Here is a 17,386-nt window from a genome sequence, read left to right as displayed (position 1 = left end):
TTCGGATGCCCGGGCGCGTTGGTCGGACGAACCCGTTCGCGGCCATTTTCAGATGATCTCGACCCGATGGGAGCAGCAGCGTGAACGACGAATCCAACGGTAGTGCCGCGGGTTTCCCCGAGACCTTTCTATGGGGCGCGGCGACGTCCGCCTATCAGATCGAAGGCTCACCGCTCGCGGATGGGGCAGGTCCCAGCATCTGGGACGAATTCTGCCGGCAGCCGGGCCGCATCGCCGGTGGCGATACCGGTGATGTGGCCTGCGACCATTACCGCCGCTTTCGCGACGACATCGAGCTGATGGCGCAGATCGGTCTGCGTTCCTATCGCTTCAGCATCGCCTGGAGCCGGGTCATGCCGGAGGGGCGGGGGCGCCTCAACGAGCCGGGGCTGGCGTTCTACCGCGAACTGGCCGAGCGACTGCTGGAACGGGGCATCCAGCCCTTCGCCACCCTGTACCACTGGGATCTGCCGGCGGCCTTGCAGGCTCGCGGAGGGTGGACAAATCCTGATTGCGCTTATTGGTTCGCCGACTACGCAGCCCAGATGTTTCGGCAACTCGGCGAGCACATCACATTCTGGTCGACCCTGAACGAACCGTGGGTGGTCGTGGACGGCGCCTACATGACGGGAGCGCACGCACCAGGGCAGGCGGTACCGCACGCCGTGCCGCGGGTGGCACACACGCTGCTGCGCGGGCACGCACTCGCGGTCCAGGCTTTCCGCGCCGAGGGGCGGCCGGGGCAGATCGGACTGGTCGTCAATTTGGAGCCGAAGCATGCCGCCAGCAGTGACACCGCGGACATCGCCGCGATGGAGCGAGCCCACGCCTACATGAACCGTCAGTTCCTCGACCCCGTGTTTCTCGGCAGCTATCCGGAAGAACTGGCCGCAGCCTTCGGCAACGCCTGGCCGCTGTTCCCGGCCGAGGAGATGCGGCTGATCCAGGAGCCCATCGATTTTCTCGGCATCAACTATTACAGCCGGAGTGTCGTTTGCGATGACCCGGCAGGCGATTTCTTCGGCGTTTCGCGGGTGCGTCAGGACGGTTCCGAACACACGGAGATGGACTGGGAGGTCTATCCCGAAGGACTGGGTTCGGTGCTGCGCTGGGTCAAGCGCCGCTATGGCGACCTTCCGCTGTACGTCACCGAGAACGGTGCCGCCTTCAACGATCCCCCGGTGGCCGGCGGCCGCATCGTCGACGACCGGCGCATCGCCTATCTGCGCGATCACCTCAAGGCGGCCCAAGGCGCGCTGCGCGATGGCGTCGATTTGCGCGGCTACTTCGTCTGGTCGCTCTTCGACAACTTCGAATGGTCGTACGGCTATGCGAAGCGCTTCGGAATCATCGGTGTGGACTTTGCGACCCAGCAGCGTGTGTTGAAGGACAGCGCCCGGTTCTACGCCGAGGTCATCGCGTCCCGGGGACGAAGTCTGCCGGATTTGTAGATTGGGAATTTCCCAGCAGACGCCGGGCCGCTCTGGCGAATTCTCCCACCCGGTATCCTCAGTCTCGGAAGGCAGGGCGAGGGATTGCCGCAAGTCATTTGGCGCCCTGAGCTGGCCCGTAGATGGGCGCTGCGTCGAACCCGCGCTGCTGCCGCGGTTTATCTCAAGAGAGAGGGTCGTCTGACGTCATCTCGCTTGAAATTGTGTCTTAAGTTGCCTGGTTGGTGATTTTTGTTTGGTGGGGGGTGTTCCATGCCGGACGCGGCCAGCGACGGTCAGGGGTTAACTTCGCCCCGTCGCTTCTCGGGTGTTAGGTACGCGATGAGAATACCGGCTGCCTATCTGGCAGTGATCTTGGTGTGGGCAACGACGCCGCTGGCCATCAAGTGGAGTGGTGAAGGGCCCGGGTTCGTGTTCGGCGTCACCAGTCGCATGGCCATCGGCACGCTGTGCGTGCTGGCGCTATTGGCCCTGCGACGGCAAGCCCTGCCGCTGCACCGTCGTGCGTTATTGACCTACGTCGCAGGTGCAGTGCAGATCTACGGTGCCATGTTCGCCGTCTACTGGGCATCGCAGTTTATTCCGTCGGGCTGGATCTCGGTCGTGTTCGGTGTCACGCCCTTGCTGACGGGCGTGCTCGCGGCCGTATTTCTCGGCGAGCACAGTCTCGGCATCCTGCCAATCATTGCCTACCTGCTGGGAATCGCCGGGCTGCACCAGGTTTTCGGGTCGGCGATGAATTTCGGCCACGACGCGGTCCTGGGCATAGCCGGGGTGCTGCTATCCTCCCTGTTGCAGTCATTGAGTGCCGTGTGGATCAAGCGCATCGATGCCGGGGTATCGGCGCTGGGCGTGGTTGCGGGATCCTTGATGCTGGCGCTGCCGGCGTACCTCATGACCTGGCTCGTGCTGGACGGCCGCTGGCCGGAAGTCTTGCCGCAGAACAGTCTGCTGTCGATCCTGTATCTCGGCATGGTCGCGACCACGCTGGGTTTCGCGCTCTACTTCTACGTGCTGCAGCATCTGGGTGCGACGCGGGTTGCGCTGATCTCGCTGGTTTCTCCGGTGTTGGCGCTGATCGTCGGACATGTCGCCAACAATGAGCCGCTGACGCCGCGTATCCTGATCGGCAGCTCACTGATCCTCGGCGCACTGCTGGTGCATGCCCTGGGTAGCCGGAAGCCGGTGCCAGCGCCCGCCCGTTAGCGCGCCGAGTGTTCTTCGCGAGTTGCGACCGGGCAGGCTCTGTTCCCGCCCGCGTCGCGAGGGATGACGATTCCCGGATTCTCTTCCGAACACCCCGCGCGAGAACGGCAAAAACTAGCTAAACTCCTGCCGGTGACCACGCGACCGCGTGACGAGCGGCAAATCTCGGCCCATCGCCGCCTGATGCCCATACCCTGGCGATGCACTACCAATCCGGAACGGTGAGTAAATCCCTTTGAGCTCTGACACGATCACGGCCCACGGCGAAGATGGCCAGCTGGCGCGCTTCCGCGCCGCGATCCGGAGCTTCAAGACCCGGTTCTACGAAGAGCAGCCGGAAACCATGCGCACGCTGCTCGAGGAAGGGCAGCACCCGACGGCGTTGCTGATCGGGTGCAGCGACTCGCGCGTCGATCCGGCGCTGCTGATGGGAGCCGGGCCTGGCGATTTGTTCGTCGTCCGCAATGTCGCGAATCTCGTCCCGCCCTATCGTCCGGGCGCGGTGCTCGATGGTGTCGGTGCCGCCATCGAATATGCCGTTCGGGACTTAGGGGTCCAGCACGTCATCGTGCTGGGGCATGCCCAGTGCGGCGGCATCAAGGCGTTGCTGAACACTGTCTCGGGTGAGCGTCCCGAACGCGAGTTCATCGCGGACTGGGTGTCGATGGCCACCGAGGCCTGTTGTCATTATGTGCCGGACCCGGCGCGTGGGGGAGGGGTCCGGGCGGTTTCGCTCGACAGCCTCAAGGGGCATCCCTACCTGGTGGAACGCGCGGCGATCCAGGGTTCGTTGCGCAACCTGTTGTCCTATCCCTGGCTGAAAGTGGCCGTCGACGACGGTCGATTGAACTTGCATGGCTGGTGGTTCGACCTCGAATCCGGCGACCTGTGGGCGACCGACATCGAGAACCGCGTGTTTCTTCCTTCCGGCGACTGAGGACTGCTGCGGATGCGCCGACCCGAGACCATACAGTACGGTCTGGATGACTTCCCCCCACGCCACATTTCCCTGTTCATCGCCGTCCAGCAAATCTCATTCCTCGGGGTCTATCTGGTCATTTCGCCGTTGTTCGGCCGGACGTTGCACCTGGAGTCCGGGGCATTTCACCATCTGATGGCCGCGACGCTGCTGGTGTCCGGGGTCGGGGTGGTCATCCAGGCGGCGGGTCGGCTAGGGGTCGGCTCCGGTTATTTTTGCCCGCTGCAGGTCACGTCGTCGACGTTCCCGGCCATCGGCATGGCGTCTGCCGCCGGCGGGCTGGAACTGGCCTTCGGCATGGTCAGCGTTCTGGGGCTGGCGCAACTCCTTTTCGGCGAGCTCTTCCGCCGCGCGCGCGGCATTTTCTCGGTGGAAGTGGCCGGCGTCGCCGTGACGCTGATCGGCATCGGGCTCGGCTTCAGCGGGCTGAAGCTGGCGGTCGGCATCGACACGCCGTCAGTCGCGATGGCTCACGACGGGCTCGTCGCCGTCCTGAGCCTCGGCACCATGATCGCCTGCAACGTCTGGTCTGCGGGCCGCTTGCGGATGTTCTCGGCGATGGTGGGACTGGTCGTCGGCTTTCTGTCCAACTGGGCCATCGCGGGTTTGGTTCCTGCCGATCTCCAACAATTGGCGGATGCGGCGCTGTTCATGCGGCCTCATCTGCCGGCGTTCGGCTGGAAGTTCGATCCGGAACTCGTGCCGGCATTCGTGGTGGTCGGACTGGCGCTGTCGCTGCACGGCTTTGGCGCGCTGGCGGCGGCTCAGCGCTTCAACGACGCCGACTGGAAGCGGCCGGACATGCACCAGGTCTGTCGCGGCATTCGCGCGGAGGGCGTCGCGAACCTGTTCGCGGCCCTGTGCAACTCGCTGCCGCTGACCTCAAGTGGCGGGGCGGTCGGCCTGGCGGCCGCGACCGGCTGTACCAGCCGCATCCCGGCCTACTGGCTGGGGGCCACGATGATCCTTTTTGCGTTCAGTCCAAAGGTCATCTTCCTGTGGTTGCTGGTGCCGGTGCCCGTCATCGGCGCGGCGGCAATTTTCCTGTCGGCTTTCACGATCATGGCCGGCATGCAGATGATCGCGTCGCGCATGCTCGATAATCGAAAGATCCTGGTCGTGGGCCTGGCGTTGACCTTCGGCCTCAGTCACGAGCCCTTGCGCCATTTTTATGACCGGGAGGTTCCCGCGTCGCTGCATCCGATCTCGATGTCCAGCGTCGCCCTGGGTGTGACGGTGGCAACCTTGCTGTCGGCGCTGTTCCGTATCGGTGCCCGCACGCGTCGCCGCGAGACCTTCGACGCGCACCACTCCTCGATGGACGAGGTCATCGAATTTCTGGAACGACAGGGACGGAGTTGGGGCGCTCGGCCCGGCGTGGTCCGGCGCGCCGAATACGCGACCTGGCAGGCGTTCGAGATCCTCGCCGACAACGATCTGGCGGGTCGGGACGAGTCCGACACGACGCCGATCGAGCTGGAAACGGTATTCGACGAGTTCACGTTTACCGTGATCGCCCGCTATCGGGGGCGCGCCGTTCCGGTCGAGTCCCATCGGCCGACTCAGGAAGAGATGATCGCCGACGAGACGGCGGTGCTCCGGATGGCGGGTTATCTGTTGCGCCGGCTGGCCGATAGCGTACAGACCTGGGATGATGAGGACGGCCGGGCCGAGCTGACGCTGACATTTACCGATTGACGAAGGGCGTCGCTAGAGTCGCCCGAGGATACGAAGGATATGCTTGAAATCTCATCGAACACACAAGGCGATCTGCTCATCGCTACCTTGAGCGGCCGTATCGACGCGGTCGCATCGAAAACGCTGGAGGAGCGAGCGTCCGCCTGGATCGCCGCTGGCCACCACCATCTGATCCTCGACTGCACGCCGCTGATCTATATCAGCAGCGCCGGACTGCGGGTGTTCCTGCTGATGGCGAAACAAATCACCGCCGTCGGCGGCTCGCTGAAGCTCTGCGGCATTACCGGGGCTGTGCATGAGGTGTTCGAGATCAGCGGCTTCAGCCAGCTGTTCACGATTCTGCCGACCCTCGACGAGGCAATCTAGGTCCGCGAGAGAACGACGAGGGACTCCGTTGAAAAGGAAAATTCTGACCATCGCCGTCGTCGTCCTCCTGGCGCTGGGCGTGCTGGCCGTCCTTAACCGCGACCGGCTGTTTCACCCGCCGAAGCCGATCCGCCTGGGTGTCCTGCACTCGCTGACCGGCCCGATGGCCATCAGCGAAAAGCCGCTGGTCGATGCCGAGCTGCTCGCGATAGAGCAGATCAATGCGGCCGGTGGCCTCCTTGGGCGACCGCTGGAAGCCGTGGTCGCCGACGGGGCCTCCGACTGGCCGACCTTTGCCCGCGAGGCGGAACGGCTGATCAACACGGAGGATGTCAGCGCCATCATCGGGTGCTGGACTTCCGCCTGCCGCAAGCATGTGAAGACCGTGGTCGAGCAGACCGGGCACCTGTTGATCTATCCGATGGCCTACGAAGGGCTCGAGGTCTCTCCGAACATCGTCTACACCGGCGCCGCACCCAATCAGCAGATCTTTCCCGCACTGAAATGGAGCCTGGACAACCTCGGTCGCCGCGTCTTCCTGGTGGGTTCGGATTACGTCTGGCCGCACAGTGTGAACGAGATCATCCGTGACCAGATTGCGGCCTTGCGTGGCGAGATCGTGGGCGAGGAATACGTGTTCTTCGGCAGTCAGGACGTCGACGATACCGTTGCGCGCATCCGTGCCACCAAGCCGGACGTGGTCATCAGCACGGTCGTCGGCGATTCGAATTTCGCGTTCTATCGGGGGCTGCGCCAGGCCGGTCTGGATGCCCGCGAGACGCCGGTGGTGTCGCTGTCGATCGGCGAATCGGAGCTGCGCGCGCTGAATGCGCTCGATGTGGCCGGGCACTACTCGGCATGGAGCTACTTTCAGTCGCTACGCCGCCCCGAGAACCAGGCCTTCGTGCAGCGTTTCCGGGCGCGCTATGGCAGTGAACGGGTCACCAGCGATGTCGTAGAAACAGCGTACTTCAGCGTGTTGCTGTGGGCCAAGGCCGTCGAACAGGCGGGTGTCCCCGATGTGCAGCAAGTCAGTGAGCTGATTCTTGGCGAGAGCATCGATGCGCCGGAAGGTGTCGTGACCGTCGATGCGGCGACGCGTCACACCTGGCGCTCGTTCCACGTAGGACAGATCCGCCCGGATGGACAGATCGACATCGTCTGGTCGGCGGAGCACCCGATCCGGCCCGTTCCCTATCCGCGCACCCGGAGCCGTATGGACTGGGACAGCTTCCTGTTGCAACTCTACAAGGGCTGGGGCAATAGCTGGGCCAACCCGGTGCCGCCGGTCAGGACGCCGAGGTGAGCATGGACTGGAAATCCTTCGGGTTGAAGTTGCCGCACCGTGGCATCGCCGCGAAGATCCTGTTCTGGTTCGTGGTGATGGCCTTCGTGCCGACGCTGTTGCTGATGCTGGCGACCGACAAGCTGTCGGGCGATACCCTGCGCGAGAAGGTACGCACCGAGTTGCTTCACCTTGCGGTCGACAAGGCTGAGCAAGCCGAGACCTATGCCTACGAGCGGGTCCGCGCGGCCAATGTGCTGGGTCGCATCCAGCGTCTGTCCGTGGCCGTCGTCGACATGCAGCGCTACCGCAAGGAGCCGGTCCGCTATGCCCGGGAGATCGCCGAGACCGAGGGTCGCATCCGCCCGCTGATCAATGCCTTCACCGAGAACCTGGGCTTTGCGAACCTGATGGTGTTCGCCCCTGATGGCGACATGCTGTTCGAGACGCGGCCGTTGCTGAGTCTGGGCGGTAACCTGTTTCAGGGGCCACTGCGGGCTTCCGCGCTGGCGAAGGTGGTCAGTCGGTCCGCCACCTTGCTCGATGCCGACATTTCCGATTTTGCGCTGTATCCCGGAACCGACAAGCCGCTGGGCTTCCTGGCTGCGCCGCTGTTCGATCCCCAGGGCGTGATGGTGGCGATGCTGGCCCTGCAGTTGAATACCCAGGACATTTTCGGAATGCTGCTGGACAACACCAGCCTGGGTGACTCCGGTCAGACCATCATCGGCTATCTGGACCAGGACAAGGTTCGCGTGATCGTGCCCTTGCGCAACAACCCCGATGCCGCCTTCAAGACTGCCGTGCCGATGAACGGACCGACCGGCAATGGCATCCAGCGTGCGGTGCTCGGTGATCGGGGCTTCGGGGAAATCACGGGCATCGGGGGACAGCAGGTCGCCGCAGCCTGGACTTACCTGCCGTCGTTTCGCTGGGGGTTGTCCGTGGACGTAGACCTCGAGGAGGTCATGGAACTCGTCTATGACCAGCGCCGCATCACGCTGGCCCTGATGGGCTTGGTGCTGTTGCCGACGCTGTGGGCCGCCTATGTCGTCGCGCGCTCCATTTCGCGACCCATCGCCAAGGCGGTCCAGACGGCGGAAACGATCGCCAGCGGTGATCTGACGCTGCCCCCGGATTTCCATGCCGATGCGGGACGTGGCGAGACGGGCAAGATGCTCAGGGCGCTGGGTCGCATGACCGCCTACCTGAACTCGCTGGTCGGGCAGGTGCAGAAATCCACCATCGATCTCGTCTCGACCTCGAATTCACTGGCGGTGATGACAAAGGCCCAGGGCGAGGAGGTGTCGAACCTTGGCGCCACCACGAACGAGATCGCGGCCGCGTCGAAGGAAATCTCCGCAACGGCCGAGGAATTGCTTCGCACCATGGACGATGTGACTCAGGTAGCCAACGAAACGGCGGAGTTTGCGAACTCCGGCCGCAGCGAATTGACCGATATGGAACAGGTCATGCGCACCCTGGTCGATGCGACCGGATCGATCGCCGACAAGCTCGGTGCGATCAGCGACCGCGCTGGCGATATCGGTGGGGTCACCACCACGATCACGCGGATCGCGGACCAGACGAACCTGCTGTCGCTGAATGCGTCGATCGAGGCCGAGAAAGCCGGTGAGTACGGTAGAGGCTTTGCGGTCGTCGCGCGCGAGATCCGGCGTCTGGCCGATCAGACCGCCGTCGCGACGCTGGACATCGAGCAGATGGTCAAGGAAATGCAGTCGGCCGTCGCCGGCGGCGTCATGGAGATGGACAAGTTCAACGAGCATGTCCGACAGGGTGTCGAGGAGACCCGGCGGCTCAGCTTCCAGTTCGCGCGCATCATCGAGCAGGTGGAAACCCTGAAGCCGCGCTTCGACAGCGTGCACGAGGGCATGCAGTCGCAGTCGGCGGGGGCGAGGCAGATCCGCGACGCGATGGTCGCGCTGACCGAAAGCGCGCGTTCGTCGGTCGATGCGCTGGAAGAAACCAATCGCGCGACGCGTCAGCTCGAGTCCGCGATCGCCGAGTTGCGCCGCGAGATCGCGATCTTCAAGATCTGAGGGACGCGTTCCCGGTCAATGCCGCACGGGGGCGCCGGTGCGGCGTGTCATTCGAAATGCAGCTCCAGCAGCGAGACGTCGTCGTCGAAGTCGTCGTGGCCCTGGAGTCTGCGCATCAATGCGACGGTCTCGCGCGGCTTGTGGCCGGGGGATGCCGCCGGCGTCGCGAGATGACCCACGAATTCGCTGAAGGTATAGGCTTCGCCGCCAGGGCGTGTGACCTCGTAGACGCCGTCGCTGAACAGGTACAGCCGCGCGCCATCGGGTATCGCCGTCTCGGCCGTGGCATACGGGAAGTCGGCAGCCACGCCGACCGGTACCGAGGGAAGTCTCAATTCCGTCGTGTTGCCGTCCGGCGTCACGAGTATCGCGGGCGGATGCCCGGCAACGCAGTAAGTCATCCGACGGGATGGACGGTGCCACACCCCATACCACAGCGTGAAATACAGATTGTTGTGCCGCTCCATCGCATATAGGTCGTTCAGCGCCCCAAGCACGGCCGCGGGGTCGCGGTAGTCGACGGCCGGCAGCGTCTGCCGGACCAGCGCGTTCATGACCGACAGCGACAACAGCGCCGTGCCCACGCCATGTCCGCACACGTCGAGCAGAAACACGGCGAAGTGCTCGGGATCGATATCGAAATGGCCGAAGGTATCGCCGCCCAGTGCCGTGCAGGGAATGAATTCCCAGGCGCTACGGATCGGCCCGTCGAGCGGCTGCGGCAGCTGCGAACGCACATAGTCGGCGGCTTCGGCCAGTTCCGCGGTCAGTGTCCGGAACGCCGCGTCGCGCTCCAGATGGGCGACATAGGCACTGGAGTGATAGCGGATGCGGGCGATCAGCTCGATGCGGTCGGGTAGCTTGACGAGGTAATCGTTGGCGCCGAGGGCGAAGGCCTCGGCCTTCCGCTTCGGGTCCTCGGTGCTCGACAACACGATCAAGGGGACTCGCTGTGTGGCCGGATGCCGGCGGAAGGCCGCGACCAGTTCGAGCCCGTCCACGTCGGGCATGACCAGATCCTGAAGGATCAGCGTCGGGCTGAGTCTCTCGGCTTCCGCGATGGCGTTGGCAGGCTCGTTACAGAAGTGGAACTCGATGTCGGCTTCATCGCGGAGCAGACGGCGCACCGCCTCGCCGATGATCTTCTGGTCGTCGATCAGCAGCACTACGATGCGGTGCTGACCGACGCCTGGAAGTAGCTGTTGTGCGTTCACCGCGCTCATCGGCCTGTCCTTCCGGTTTCTGCTGTCGGTCGCAAGTTACGAATGTGGGTGTCAATCGCGGTCGCAAGCTCGTCGAGCGGCAGGATCCGATCCGCCGCCCCGAGAGCGACTGCCGCGCCGGGTATGCCCCAGATGACGCTGCTGGCCTCGTTCTGGGCCAAGGTCAGAAAGCCGGCGCGCTGCAGTGCCAGCAAACCGTCGGCGCCGTCACGGCCCATGCCGGTCAGCAGCACACCGCACCCCGCGACCGAACTGCGCGCTGCAATGCTGCGGAACAGGACGTCGATCGAAGGACGGTGAGGCGCGTCGGCCGGATCGTCGACATAGGTCAGCAGGCCGTCTCCATCCAGGATCAGGTGGGCCTCGCGAGCCGCGACATAGACCCGTCCGGGTTGCGGTGCCGTCTCGTCGCCGACTGCCTCGACGCGAAGGGCCGTGTGTTGGGACAGCGACGTCACCAGCCCTTCGGTGAAGCGGGCATCCAGGTGCTGTATGACGAGGATGGCTGCCGGCAAATCGGGCGGCAGACCCCGCAATAGCGTGGACAGGGCGCTGGGACCGCCGGTCGACGCGCCTATCGCGACGATCGGCGGCGAGTGACCGGGTTTTCGTGTAACCCCGCGTGGGGGAATAGTCCTTGTCAGCGAGCCGATCATCGCAATCTTGCGCAACAGGGCATCGCGACCGAGGACCCTGCCATTGGTATCGCGGGTCGGCGTTTCCACCGCGTCGAGTGCCCCAGCCGAAATGGCTTCGTACACGCGGGAGAATCCACCCTGGATGTCTCCGGTCACCACGAGAATCGGGCAGGGTACCTCGGTCATGATGCGCCGCGTCGTTTCGATGCCATCCAGCCCCGGTGTCAGCAAATCCATCAGGATCAGGTCGGGCCGGTCTTCGCGGCAGCGGTCCAGCGCTTCCCGACCGTCGAGGGCAGTCCAGCAGAGCTGGAGATCGGATGCGTCCCCGATCGCCATCGCGAGGGTCTCGATGACCGCGGGTCGATCGTTGACGATCGCAACTCTCATCTTTCCGTTCGCCCGATCAGATCCCTTACTGCCTCGATCAGCGCGTCGTCGCGAAACCCGCTCTTCGCGAAATAGCGGTCGGCGCCTGCGTCGAGTCCGCGCAGCCGATCTTCCTCGCGATCCTTGTAGGACAGAATCATGACCGGCAGTTGGTTCAGGCGGGGGTCCTCGCGTATGCGCTTGATGAGATCGATGCCGTTCATGCGGGGCATGTCGACGTCACTGATCACCAGATCATAGCCCCCGAGCCGGAGTGCGTTCCACCCTTCGATGCCGTCGACTGCAACATCGACGTCGTAGCCGTGGTTCTGCAACAGGTGACGCTCCAACTCACGGACCGTAATCGAATCGTCAACGATCAGCACGCGCGGGGCACGCGTTGCAGAGGGTGTCGACGAGTTCCGGCTGCCGACGCGGCGACCGCCGGAAACGAGTGCGTGGATTGAGCGGACCAGGTCCTCCGTGTCCAGCACGAGTACCGGCACCCCATCCTCCGTCGTCGAGGTCGAGCTGACATGGGGCACTTTGCCGAGCCGTGGATCGAGCGGCCGCACGGCCAGTTCCCGCTCGCCCAGAAATTCGTCCACTTCGACCGCATAGTGGCCACCGGATTCGCCGATCACGACGGCGTGGAGGGTCTCGCCGCTCGGGGCTTGGTCGTCCAGTTCGAGGATCTCGGCCGCCCGGACCAAAGCCATGCGGCGCTCGTCCCGGGTCACGTAACTGCGCCCCTCCACGGTACTGATCTCTGTCTCCGCGAGCTTGAGTACCTGTTCGATGCCTGTCAGCGGAAAGGCATACGGTTCGCCTTCGATCGAGACCAGCAGCGCGCGGATGACCGAGCGGGTCACGGGTAGCCGCAGTACGAAGCACGCTCCACGGCCGGCGTTGGACGACACCGACAGGGCGCCGCCTTCGGTCTGCACCATCGACTGTACTGCATCCAGTCCGACGCCGCGCCCGGAGACGGCGTCGACGCTGGCACGCGTCGTGACGCCGGGCAGGAACAGGAAGTCGAACAATTCCGCGTCGTTGAGGCGCGCGGCCGTCTCGGCGCTGGTCAGCGACCGCTCGACGATCCGGGCCCGCAAGCTGTCGCGGTCGATGCCGCGTCCATCATCGCTGACTGTGATGATCAGTGCGCCGCCCCGGTGACGCGCCTCGAGCCGCAGCAGCCCGGCCTCGGGTTTGCCGCTCACCCGCCGTTCCTCCGTCCCTTCGAGGCCATGGTCGACCGCATTCTGCAGCAGGTGCCGGAGCGGGGCTTCGAGCTTGTCCAGTATTTCCCGGTCGACACGGGTTTCCTGGCCGGAGATCTCGAAGCGCACACGCTTGCCGAGGTCTCGCGCAAGATCGCGTACCAGGCGAGGAAACATTGCGGTGCCGTCGGCGAATGGCCGCTGTCGGCTGGCCACTGACCATTGGAACAGTTCCTCGGCAATCAGCGCGGAGCGTCGCGAGACGTTGTCGAAGTCCTCCAGGCTCCGAGCCAGCGCGTCCTGGGCCCATTCGAGCAGTGCCTCGCTGCTGTCCGTGAGATCGATCAGTTCGGGGCCGCTGGCACCGTCGGCGAGGCGCGCGCGCAGCCGCTTCAGTCCGGCGCCCAATCGCACGTGGTGCGCCCTGATCCCCTGCAGTGCCTTGCCGAGTGCTTCAATGCGATGTGCCTCGATGACCGATTCGGAGGTCAAGCCGAGCAGCCGGTCGACGACATCCGCGCTGATCTTGACGGCCCGATCGGTGTCGTCATTCGCAATGGGTTGTGGGGTGGGGGTTGCCGGTGCCGGTGACTCGATTGCGGCACCGGCTTGCGCCGTCCCAGCCGCGGCATCCACCGCTGTTGCCGCCGATGGTGCGGAATCCGGCGCGGTTTCCCCGAGGCGCTCGAGGTGAGTTAGCGTGTCGATCAGTGCCTCGGTCTCCGCCGCCTGGGCGACCAGCCATACCGGAAGGCTGTCTTCGGGCACGGCGGCGAGGCTCGTGATCCAGTCGACTCCGCGGAGCAGGGCGTCGATACGCGGTGGGCTGAGCGTCAGTTCGTGTCGCTGGGCAGCGACCAGCGCGTCCTCCATGGCGTGGGCAACCCGCACGGCCGTGTCCAGTTCGACCACACGCGCCGCGCCCTTGAGTGAATGCGCGGCCCGCATCAGCGGCTCCAGCGGCCGAGTGTCCTCCGGAGCGGACGATTCGGCGACGAGAAGACCCTGGGTCAGGGTGGTCACGTGTTCAGCGACTTCCTCCCGAAACAGGGCGAGCAGGGAGATTTCGGTCATTGCAGGATGCGCTCGATCCGTCGGGCGAGGCGGGTCGCATCCAGCAGGGCGACTGTGCCTATGGACAGTTCGATCAGGCTGGTCGTCAGTGTCTGGTCAGACCGGCTCACGGTTGCGGGTGGTGTCTGCAGTTCCGCAGTGGCCACCCGCCACAGCCCGGCCGTTTCATCGACCGGGAAGGCGAAACGGTCGCGCCCCTCGCCACAGACCAGAGTTGCCGGACGCGAGAGCTTTGTTGCTTCGATGGCCGCGGGCGCAGAACCGACCGACAGGATCGATCGCAGCGAGAAGCACAGCACGGGTTCTCCACGGACCGTGATCAAGCCGAGGAATTCCGACGAACTGCGGTGCGGTATCCGGCGCGGTGCCGGGCTTTCGAGTGTCTCGCTGAGCATGCCGGTAGGAAGCGCAAACCACTCGGCGCCCAGCCGGAAGGGGCACAGGGAAAGAAATTCGCCATCTTCCGCGACCGGTTCCGTGGCGATCCAGCGCGCCCAGTCGTCGCGATATTCGTCTGGCGCCGGGCGATCCAGAAGACTCTGCGCCGCGGCGGCGAAGACCTCGCAGTTCACGCAGAGCTGGTGCTGCGCGAGTTTCGGACAGGATCGGTCGCCGGTCGATCCGATCTCGCGCCAGCAACAGCGTTCCGTGTTCATGCGGGTGTATCGGACCCGGGGTCGGTCGTGGGGCGATTTCGGCCCGACGTCGATTCGGGTGACCGCGGCGCCTGCAACAGCGACAACAACGCGCGACCCTCGGGATGCGAGGGATCGAGATAGACGGCCCGGCGGAGGTGGCCGATTGCCTCGTCGCGGCGTCCCGTCGCCATCGCAATTAGCCCGAGCAAGGCCAGCGCGTCCGGATCGAGCGGTCGTCGCTGCAGGATTCGCTGGCACGCCTGTTCGGCATCGTCATAGTGTCCGCCGTCCGCCAGACGCCGGATTTCGGACAAGCCATCCGGTACGGAACCCTTTGCGGGTTCATCCGTGTCCGGGAGCTGAGCGGTCCGAGTGGAACTCTTCGGCGGCAGCGGCTTGCCGGTCTTGGACTGCCTGGTCGGTTCGGTCGCGCGCCGCGGGCTGGGAAGCCGAGCGTCTGAGCCGCGAACCCAAGCAAATGCGCCCGCCGTCGGATGTCGCCGAAAGCCGGCCTCTGCCGCCGCTGGCGCATCGGCGTGACCGACGAAGAACAGGCCGCCCGGCGCGAGCCCGGAACGCGCGCGTTCCACGGTGCGCTGACGGGCCGAGGTGGTCATATAGATCATGACATTGCGACAGAAAATAGCGTCGTAGGTCTGCTCCGGTGCGGGATCGAGCAGGTTGCCCGTCGCGATCGTGGCGCAAGCGCGCAAGGCAGCGGTGACTTCCCGCCTTCCTTCCCCGAGATCCTGGAAGAACCGCTCCCGATTCCCGAGTTGGGATCCGCGGAACGAATGCGGGCCATAGATTGCCGACTGCGCCGCAGCGACAGCGCTCCGGCTCAGGTCCAGACCGTCGATCCGGATTTGTGACGGCAACAGTCCCGCCTCGTGCAGGACGATGGCGATTGACCAGATCTCCTCCCCCGTCGAACAGGCCAGGCTCAGCACCCTAAACGGGGCATCCCCGCGATTCCCGCGCCGGTGTTCGACAGCGGACTGCTGCAGCAGATCGAACGCGGCGGCATCGCGAAAGAACCAGGTTTCGGGCACGAGCAGCCCTTCGAGCAGTTCCTGCTGTTCACCGGCATCCCGGGCGAGCAGTCGCCGATAGCTGCCGGCGTCGCATTCCGTCGCGTGCATCCGCGCGCGCACTGCCGAACGCACGGTCGCCGGACCGATCACCGCGAGGTCGATACCGTGGCCTGCCGCGAATCCGGCCAGTTCTTCGGGCATCGCAGGCATCGCCGGGTCATCCATCATCGCCGGGGTCCGTCTGGTAAAGGGCCCGCACTTCCGGCGTTGTCAAAGACTCCCAGGCGATCAGTTGCACCAGTTGACCGTCGATCTGGGCCCACGACCCCGTATAGGCCGGCCCGATCGGCCCGCCGACCGTTCGCGGGACAGCCACGGTGTCCCCACGTACGGCCTGTGTGACAGCCTCGGCGAGCAAGCCCAGCGCCGGCAGGTGAGTGTCAGTTCCACGGTTGCCGACGAGCAGCAGGCGGGAACTCAGAAGCTCGGGGCAGGCCTGGCCGCAGGCGATCTGACACAGGTCGACCACCGGCATCACCGCTCCCTGGAAGACGAACACGCCGCGGAGCCAGTCCGCCGCGCCCGGTACCGATCGGAGCCTGGGCAGCGGCAGCACCTGATGTACGTCGGTCACATCGACGGCGTAAGCGACAGCTCCGAGCCGGAAGGGAATCAGCAGCACCGCAGGGACCTTATCACGTCGTCGGCGCCGGTTGGGCTCCAGAGCGGTGACGGTGGTGCCTCAGTGATGCAGTCACTCGGCCGCGTGCGGAATGTCCTCGGTGCAGTGGCAGGGGTATCGTCATCGGTCCGGCGGTCCATGGCGGAGACATCTGTACAAAGCGCCTCGATTATCGCGCCAAATCTGTTGCCAGGTCTCGGTGTTCACGCCGTATGGGCCATCCCCGGCGCTCGCCGCATGATCCTGTTCGTGTCCGCATGTCCGCTGCTGCCGAAGCATGTTCGGGTCCGATCAGGGCAAATGCTGTGTAAGATACACGGGGCGCGAAAAATCGCGTTCTATTCATAACTAAAATTAACTGTATCAATCGGAGGAGAGGCAATGGCAGAAGAGCAGAAAGATCTTGCGGAGCGGGCGGGCGGTTACATCGACTGTGCCGCGAACTGGCTGAGGATCGTCGATGACTGGTCGATCGGCAGCTTCAAGAACACGTTTCCCAGACTTTATTACGTTGTCGCGGGTCTGGTGATCCTCTTCATTCTGCTGTGACGTCCGGCCCGTCATCACGGCACGGACCTGGCTCCGTGCCGTGATGGCAGACCGACCCACAAGTCTGCCCGAATGGAACGGGCTGCGGACGACACCCGCTCACAATCGGCGCCGGTTACCACCGGGGCGTTTGCGCCCGGAACCCGGTCCGTAGCTCCGCCAACAGCCGGGGTGTTTGGCTGTTTCTTGATGCCACACCCAGGCGTTTATCCTCTGAACTTCCCGAAGTTGTGGCTGTTCTCGGCCGTAGCGAGAATGCCGGCGCTGTCTTCGCTCCAGAACCGACCACCCACCGCGGTGAGACCTGCCGCACTGCCCGGGAGTGCGCTGACCGCGCCGACCAGGTTGCGGAGTGCCTGGCCGCCAGGACCGACGAGGCCATCGCTTCTGACATTCGAAGTCTTCCACGACTGACACCGGTAAACCGGGGACTGGCTCGCGTTACCCGGTTGCACGACTAACTGGCAGTTTGCCGAGGATTAGGAGCGCATGCCTTGACGGCAGGCGCTGCCCGGGCAGGGATGCGGTAACGGGAACTTGAACAGGGACAGCAGGCCGCGGCTGCCGAACACCGGCCCGCGCGCCGCGGGGCAGGGTTGGCGACGCGTCGGGCCAGCGGCCTGCTTGCGCGCGCGAGATGCGCGTGGTTCAGGCCAGGACTGCGGCAGGCAAGCAGAGCTTATCCGGCGGGCATGCCTGGGTTCGACCTGAAGACGCCGGTCCCAGGCATGCCCATACGCATTCCCGGCACGGCGCTAGACAGCCGTACGCCTCCAGGGGGCGGGTCAGTGTTCATCCGCTCCGATGTCGGGCGTCGTGTCACGCGGGGTGCCGAAGTAATCGTCCAGCACGTCGCTGAGCAGGTCGGCGCGGCCGATGGCGGGTGAGGTCGGCGTGAGCGTGAAGTAGTCGCC

15 protein-coding genes are annotated in these 17,386 nt (G+C 64.9%); 8 read left to right on the top strand and 7 right to left on the bottom strand.

All coding sequences use genetic code 11. From position 1 onward, the window contains the following. The first annotated feature begins 80 nt into the window (after positions 1 to 80). The 7 genes from BWR02_RS18445 (at position 81) to BWR02_RS18415 (ending at position 9,045) form a co-directional block, all read left to right on the top strand. On the top strand, positions 81 to 1,451 hold the full coding sequence (locus BWR02_RS18445) for a GH1 family beta-glucosidase (RefSeq protein ID WP_139559384.1): 1,371 nt from the start codon (positions 81 to 83) through the stop codon (positions 1,449 to 1,451). 321 nt (positions 1,452 to 1,772) lie between these two features. Next, entirely contained in the window at positions 1,773 to 2,657 is an 885-nt protein-coding gene (locus BWR02_RS18440) for a DMT family transporter (protein WP_139559383.1), read from the top strand. 235 nt (positions 2,658 to 2,892) lie between these two features. Beyond that, positions 2,893 to 3,594 (top strand): carbonic anhydrase, encoded by a 702-nt coding sequence (locus BWR02_RS18435; protein ID WP_236102412.1) that lies wholly within the window; start codon positions 2,893 to 2,895, stop codon positions 3,592 to 3,594. 12 nt (positions 3,595 to 3,606) lie between these two features. Next, positions 3,607 to 5,334 (top strand): uracil-xanthine permease family protein, encoded by a 1,728-nt coding sequence (locus BWR02_RS18430; protein ID WP_139559382.1) that lies wholly within the window; start codon positions 3,607 to 3,609, stop codon positions 5,332 to 5,334. Between the two features lie 39 nt (positions 5,335 to 5,373). Beyond that, positions 5,374 to 5,700 carry an STAS domain-containing protein gene (locus tag BWR02_RS18425; protein ID WP_139559381.1) on the top strand — a complete coding sequence of 109 codons (327 nt, stop codon included), beginning with the start codon at positions 5,374 to 5,376 and terminating at the stop codon, positions 5,698 to 5,700. A gap of 28 nt (positions 5,701 to 5,728) precedes the next feature. Next, positions 5,729 to 7,006, top strand: a complete 1,278-nt coding sequence (locus tag BWR02_RS18420) for an urea ABC transporter substrate-binding protein (RefSeq protein WP_139559380.1) — start codon at positions 5,729 to 5,731, stop codon at positions 7,004 to 7,006. A 2-nt stretch (positions 7,007 to 7,008) separates the two neighbouring features. Next, a complete protein-coding gene (locus BWR02_RS18415) occupies positions 7,009 to 9,045 on the top strand; it encodes a methyl-accepting chemotaxis protein (protein ID WP_139559379.1) in 2,037 nt (678 codons plus the stop codon). Between the two features lie 47 nt (positions 9,046 to 9,092). On the opposite strand, the gene BWR02_RS18410 is transcribed toward BWR02_RS18415, so the two are convergent. Genes BWR02_RS18410 through BWR02_RS18385 form a run of 6 tightly spaced genes read right to left on the bottom strand, consistent with a single transcriptional unit; the run spans position 9,093 to position 15,923 of the window. Then, positions 9,093 to 10,268, bottom strand: a complete 1,176-nt coding sequence (locus BWR02_RS18410; RefSeq protein WP_139559378.1) for a fused response regulator/phosphatase — start codon at positions 10,266 to 10,268, stop codon at positions 9,093 to 9,095. Next, a complete protein-coding gene (cheB, locus tag BWR02_RS18405; protein ID WP_139559377.1) occupies positions 10,265 to 11,296 on the bottom strand; it encodes a chemotaxis-specific protein-glutamate methyltransferase CheB in 1,032 nt (343 codons plus the stop codon). Before cheB ends, BWR02_RS18410 begins: the two co-directional genes overlap by 4 nt. Beyond that, the gene (locus BWR02_RS18400; RefSeq protein ID WP_139559376.1) at positions 11,293 to 13,569 is read right to left on the bottom strand and encodes a hybrid sensor histidine kinase/response regulator; all 2,277 of its coding nucleotides are present in this window, start codon (positions 13,567 to 13,569) and stop codon (positions 11,293 to 11,295) included. Before BWR02_RS18400 ends, cheB begins: the two co-directional genes overlap by 4 nt. Then, positions 13,566 to 14,225: a chemotaxis protein CheW gene (locus tag BWR02_RS18395; protein WP_139559375.1), complete on the bottom strand. Its 660-nt coding sequence runs from the start codon at positions 14,223 to 14,225 to the stop codon at positions 13,566 to 13,568. Before BWR02_RS18395 ends, BWR02_RS18400 begins: the two co-directional genes overlap by 4 nt. Continuing rightward, positions 14,222 to 15,469: a CheR family methyltransferase gene (locus BWR02_RS18390; RefSeq protein ID WP_139559374.1), complete on the bottom strand. Its 1,248-nt coding sequence runs from the start codon at positions 15,467 to 15,469 to the stop codon at positions 14,222 to 14,224. Before BWR02_RS18390 ends, BWR02_RS18395 begins: the two co-directional genes overlap by 4 nt. After that, entirely contained in the window at positions 15,459 to 15,923 is a 465-nt protein-coding gene (locus BWR02_RS18385; protein ID WP_162560233.1) for a chemotaxis protein CheW, read from the bottom strand. The genes BWR02_RS18390 and BWR02_RS18385 overlap by 11 nt, the downstream gene beginning before the upstream one ends. Positions 15,924 to 16,304: 381 nt before the next feature. Here BWR02_RS18385 and BWR02_RS20995 point away from each other — a divergent pair, with 381 nt between their 5' ends. Continuing rightward, positions 16,305 to 16,472 carry a hypothetical protein gene (locus BWR02_RS20995; protein ID WP_162560232.1) on the top strand — a complete coding sequence of 56 codons (168 nt, stop codon included), beginning with the start codon at positions 16,305 to 16,307 and terminating at the stop codon, positions 16,470 to 16,472. 206 nt (positions 16,473 to 16,678) lie between these two features. Here the strand turns inward: BWR02_RS20995 and BWR02_RS18380 are convergent, their stop codons facing one another. Further along, positions 16,679 to 16,927, bottom strand: coding sequence for a hypothetical protein (locus BWR02_RS18380; protein ID WP_139559372.1), 249 nt, complete (start codon positions 16,925 to 16,927; stop codon positions 16,679 to 16,681). Between the last annotated feature and the right edge of the window lie 459 nt (positions 16,928 to 17,386).

The organism is Methylotetracoccus oryzae, assembly GCF_006175985.1.
GTDB classification, from domain to species: domain Bacteria; phylum Pseudomonadota; class Gammaproteobacteria; order Methylococcales; family Methylococcaceae; genus Methylotetracoccus; species Methylotetracoccus oryzae.
Note: the sequence above shows the minus strand (reverse complement) of the source record. Positions and strands in the feature narration are given on the sequence as shown.

What these genes read in the sequence shown, in the direction of transcription:
- BWR02_RS18400 (WP_139559376.1), bottom strand. Translation starts at nt 13,569, where the DNA reads ATGACCGAAATCTCCCTGCTCGCCCTGTTTCGGGAGGAAGTCGCTGAA.
- BWR02_RS18410 (WP_139559378.1), bottom strand. Translation starts at nt 10,268, where the DNA reads ATGAGCGCGGTGAACGCACAACAGCTACTTCCAGGCGTCGGTCAGCAC.
- BWR02_RS18430 (WP_139559382.1), top strand. Translation starts at nt 3,607, where the DNA reads ATGCGCCGACCCGAGACCATACAGTACGGTCTGGATGACTTCCCCCCA.
- BWR02_RS20995 (WP_162560232.1), top strand. Translation starts at nt 16,305, where the DNA reads ATGGCAGAAGAGCAGAAAGATCTTGCGGAGCGGGCGGGCGGTTACATC.
- cheB (WP_139559377.1), bottom strand. Translation starts at nt 11,296, where the DNA reads ATGAGAGTTGCGATCGTCAACGATCGACCCGCGGTCATCGAGACCCTC.
- BWR02_RS18425 (WP_139559381.1), top strand. Translation starts at nt 5,374, where the DNA reads ATGCTTGAAATCTCATCGAACACACAAGGCGATCTGCTCATCGCTACC.
- BWR02_RS18390 (WP_139559374.1), bottom strand. Translation starts at nt 15,469, where the DNA reads ATGATGGATGACCCGGCGATGCCTGCGATGCCCGAAGAACTGGCCGGA.
- BWR02_RS18415 (WP_139559379.1), top strand. Translation starts at nt 7,009, where the DNA reads ATGGACTGGAAATCCTTCGGGTTGAAGTTGCCGCACCGTGGCATCGCC.
- BWR02_RS18440 (WP_139559383.1), top strand. Translation starts at nt 1,773, where the DNA reads ATGAGAATACCGGCTGCCTATCTGGCAGTGATCTTGGTGTGGGCAACG.
- BWR02_RS18395 (WP_139559375.1), bottom strand. Translation starts at nt 14,225, where the DNA reads ATGAACACGGAACGCTGTTGCTGGCGCGAGATCGGATCGACCGGCGAC.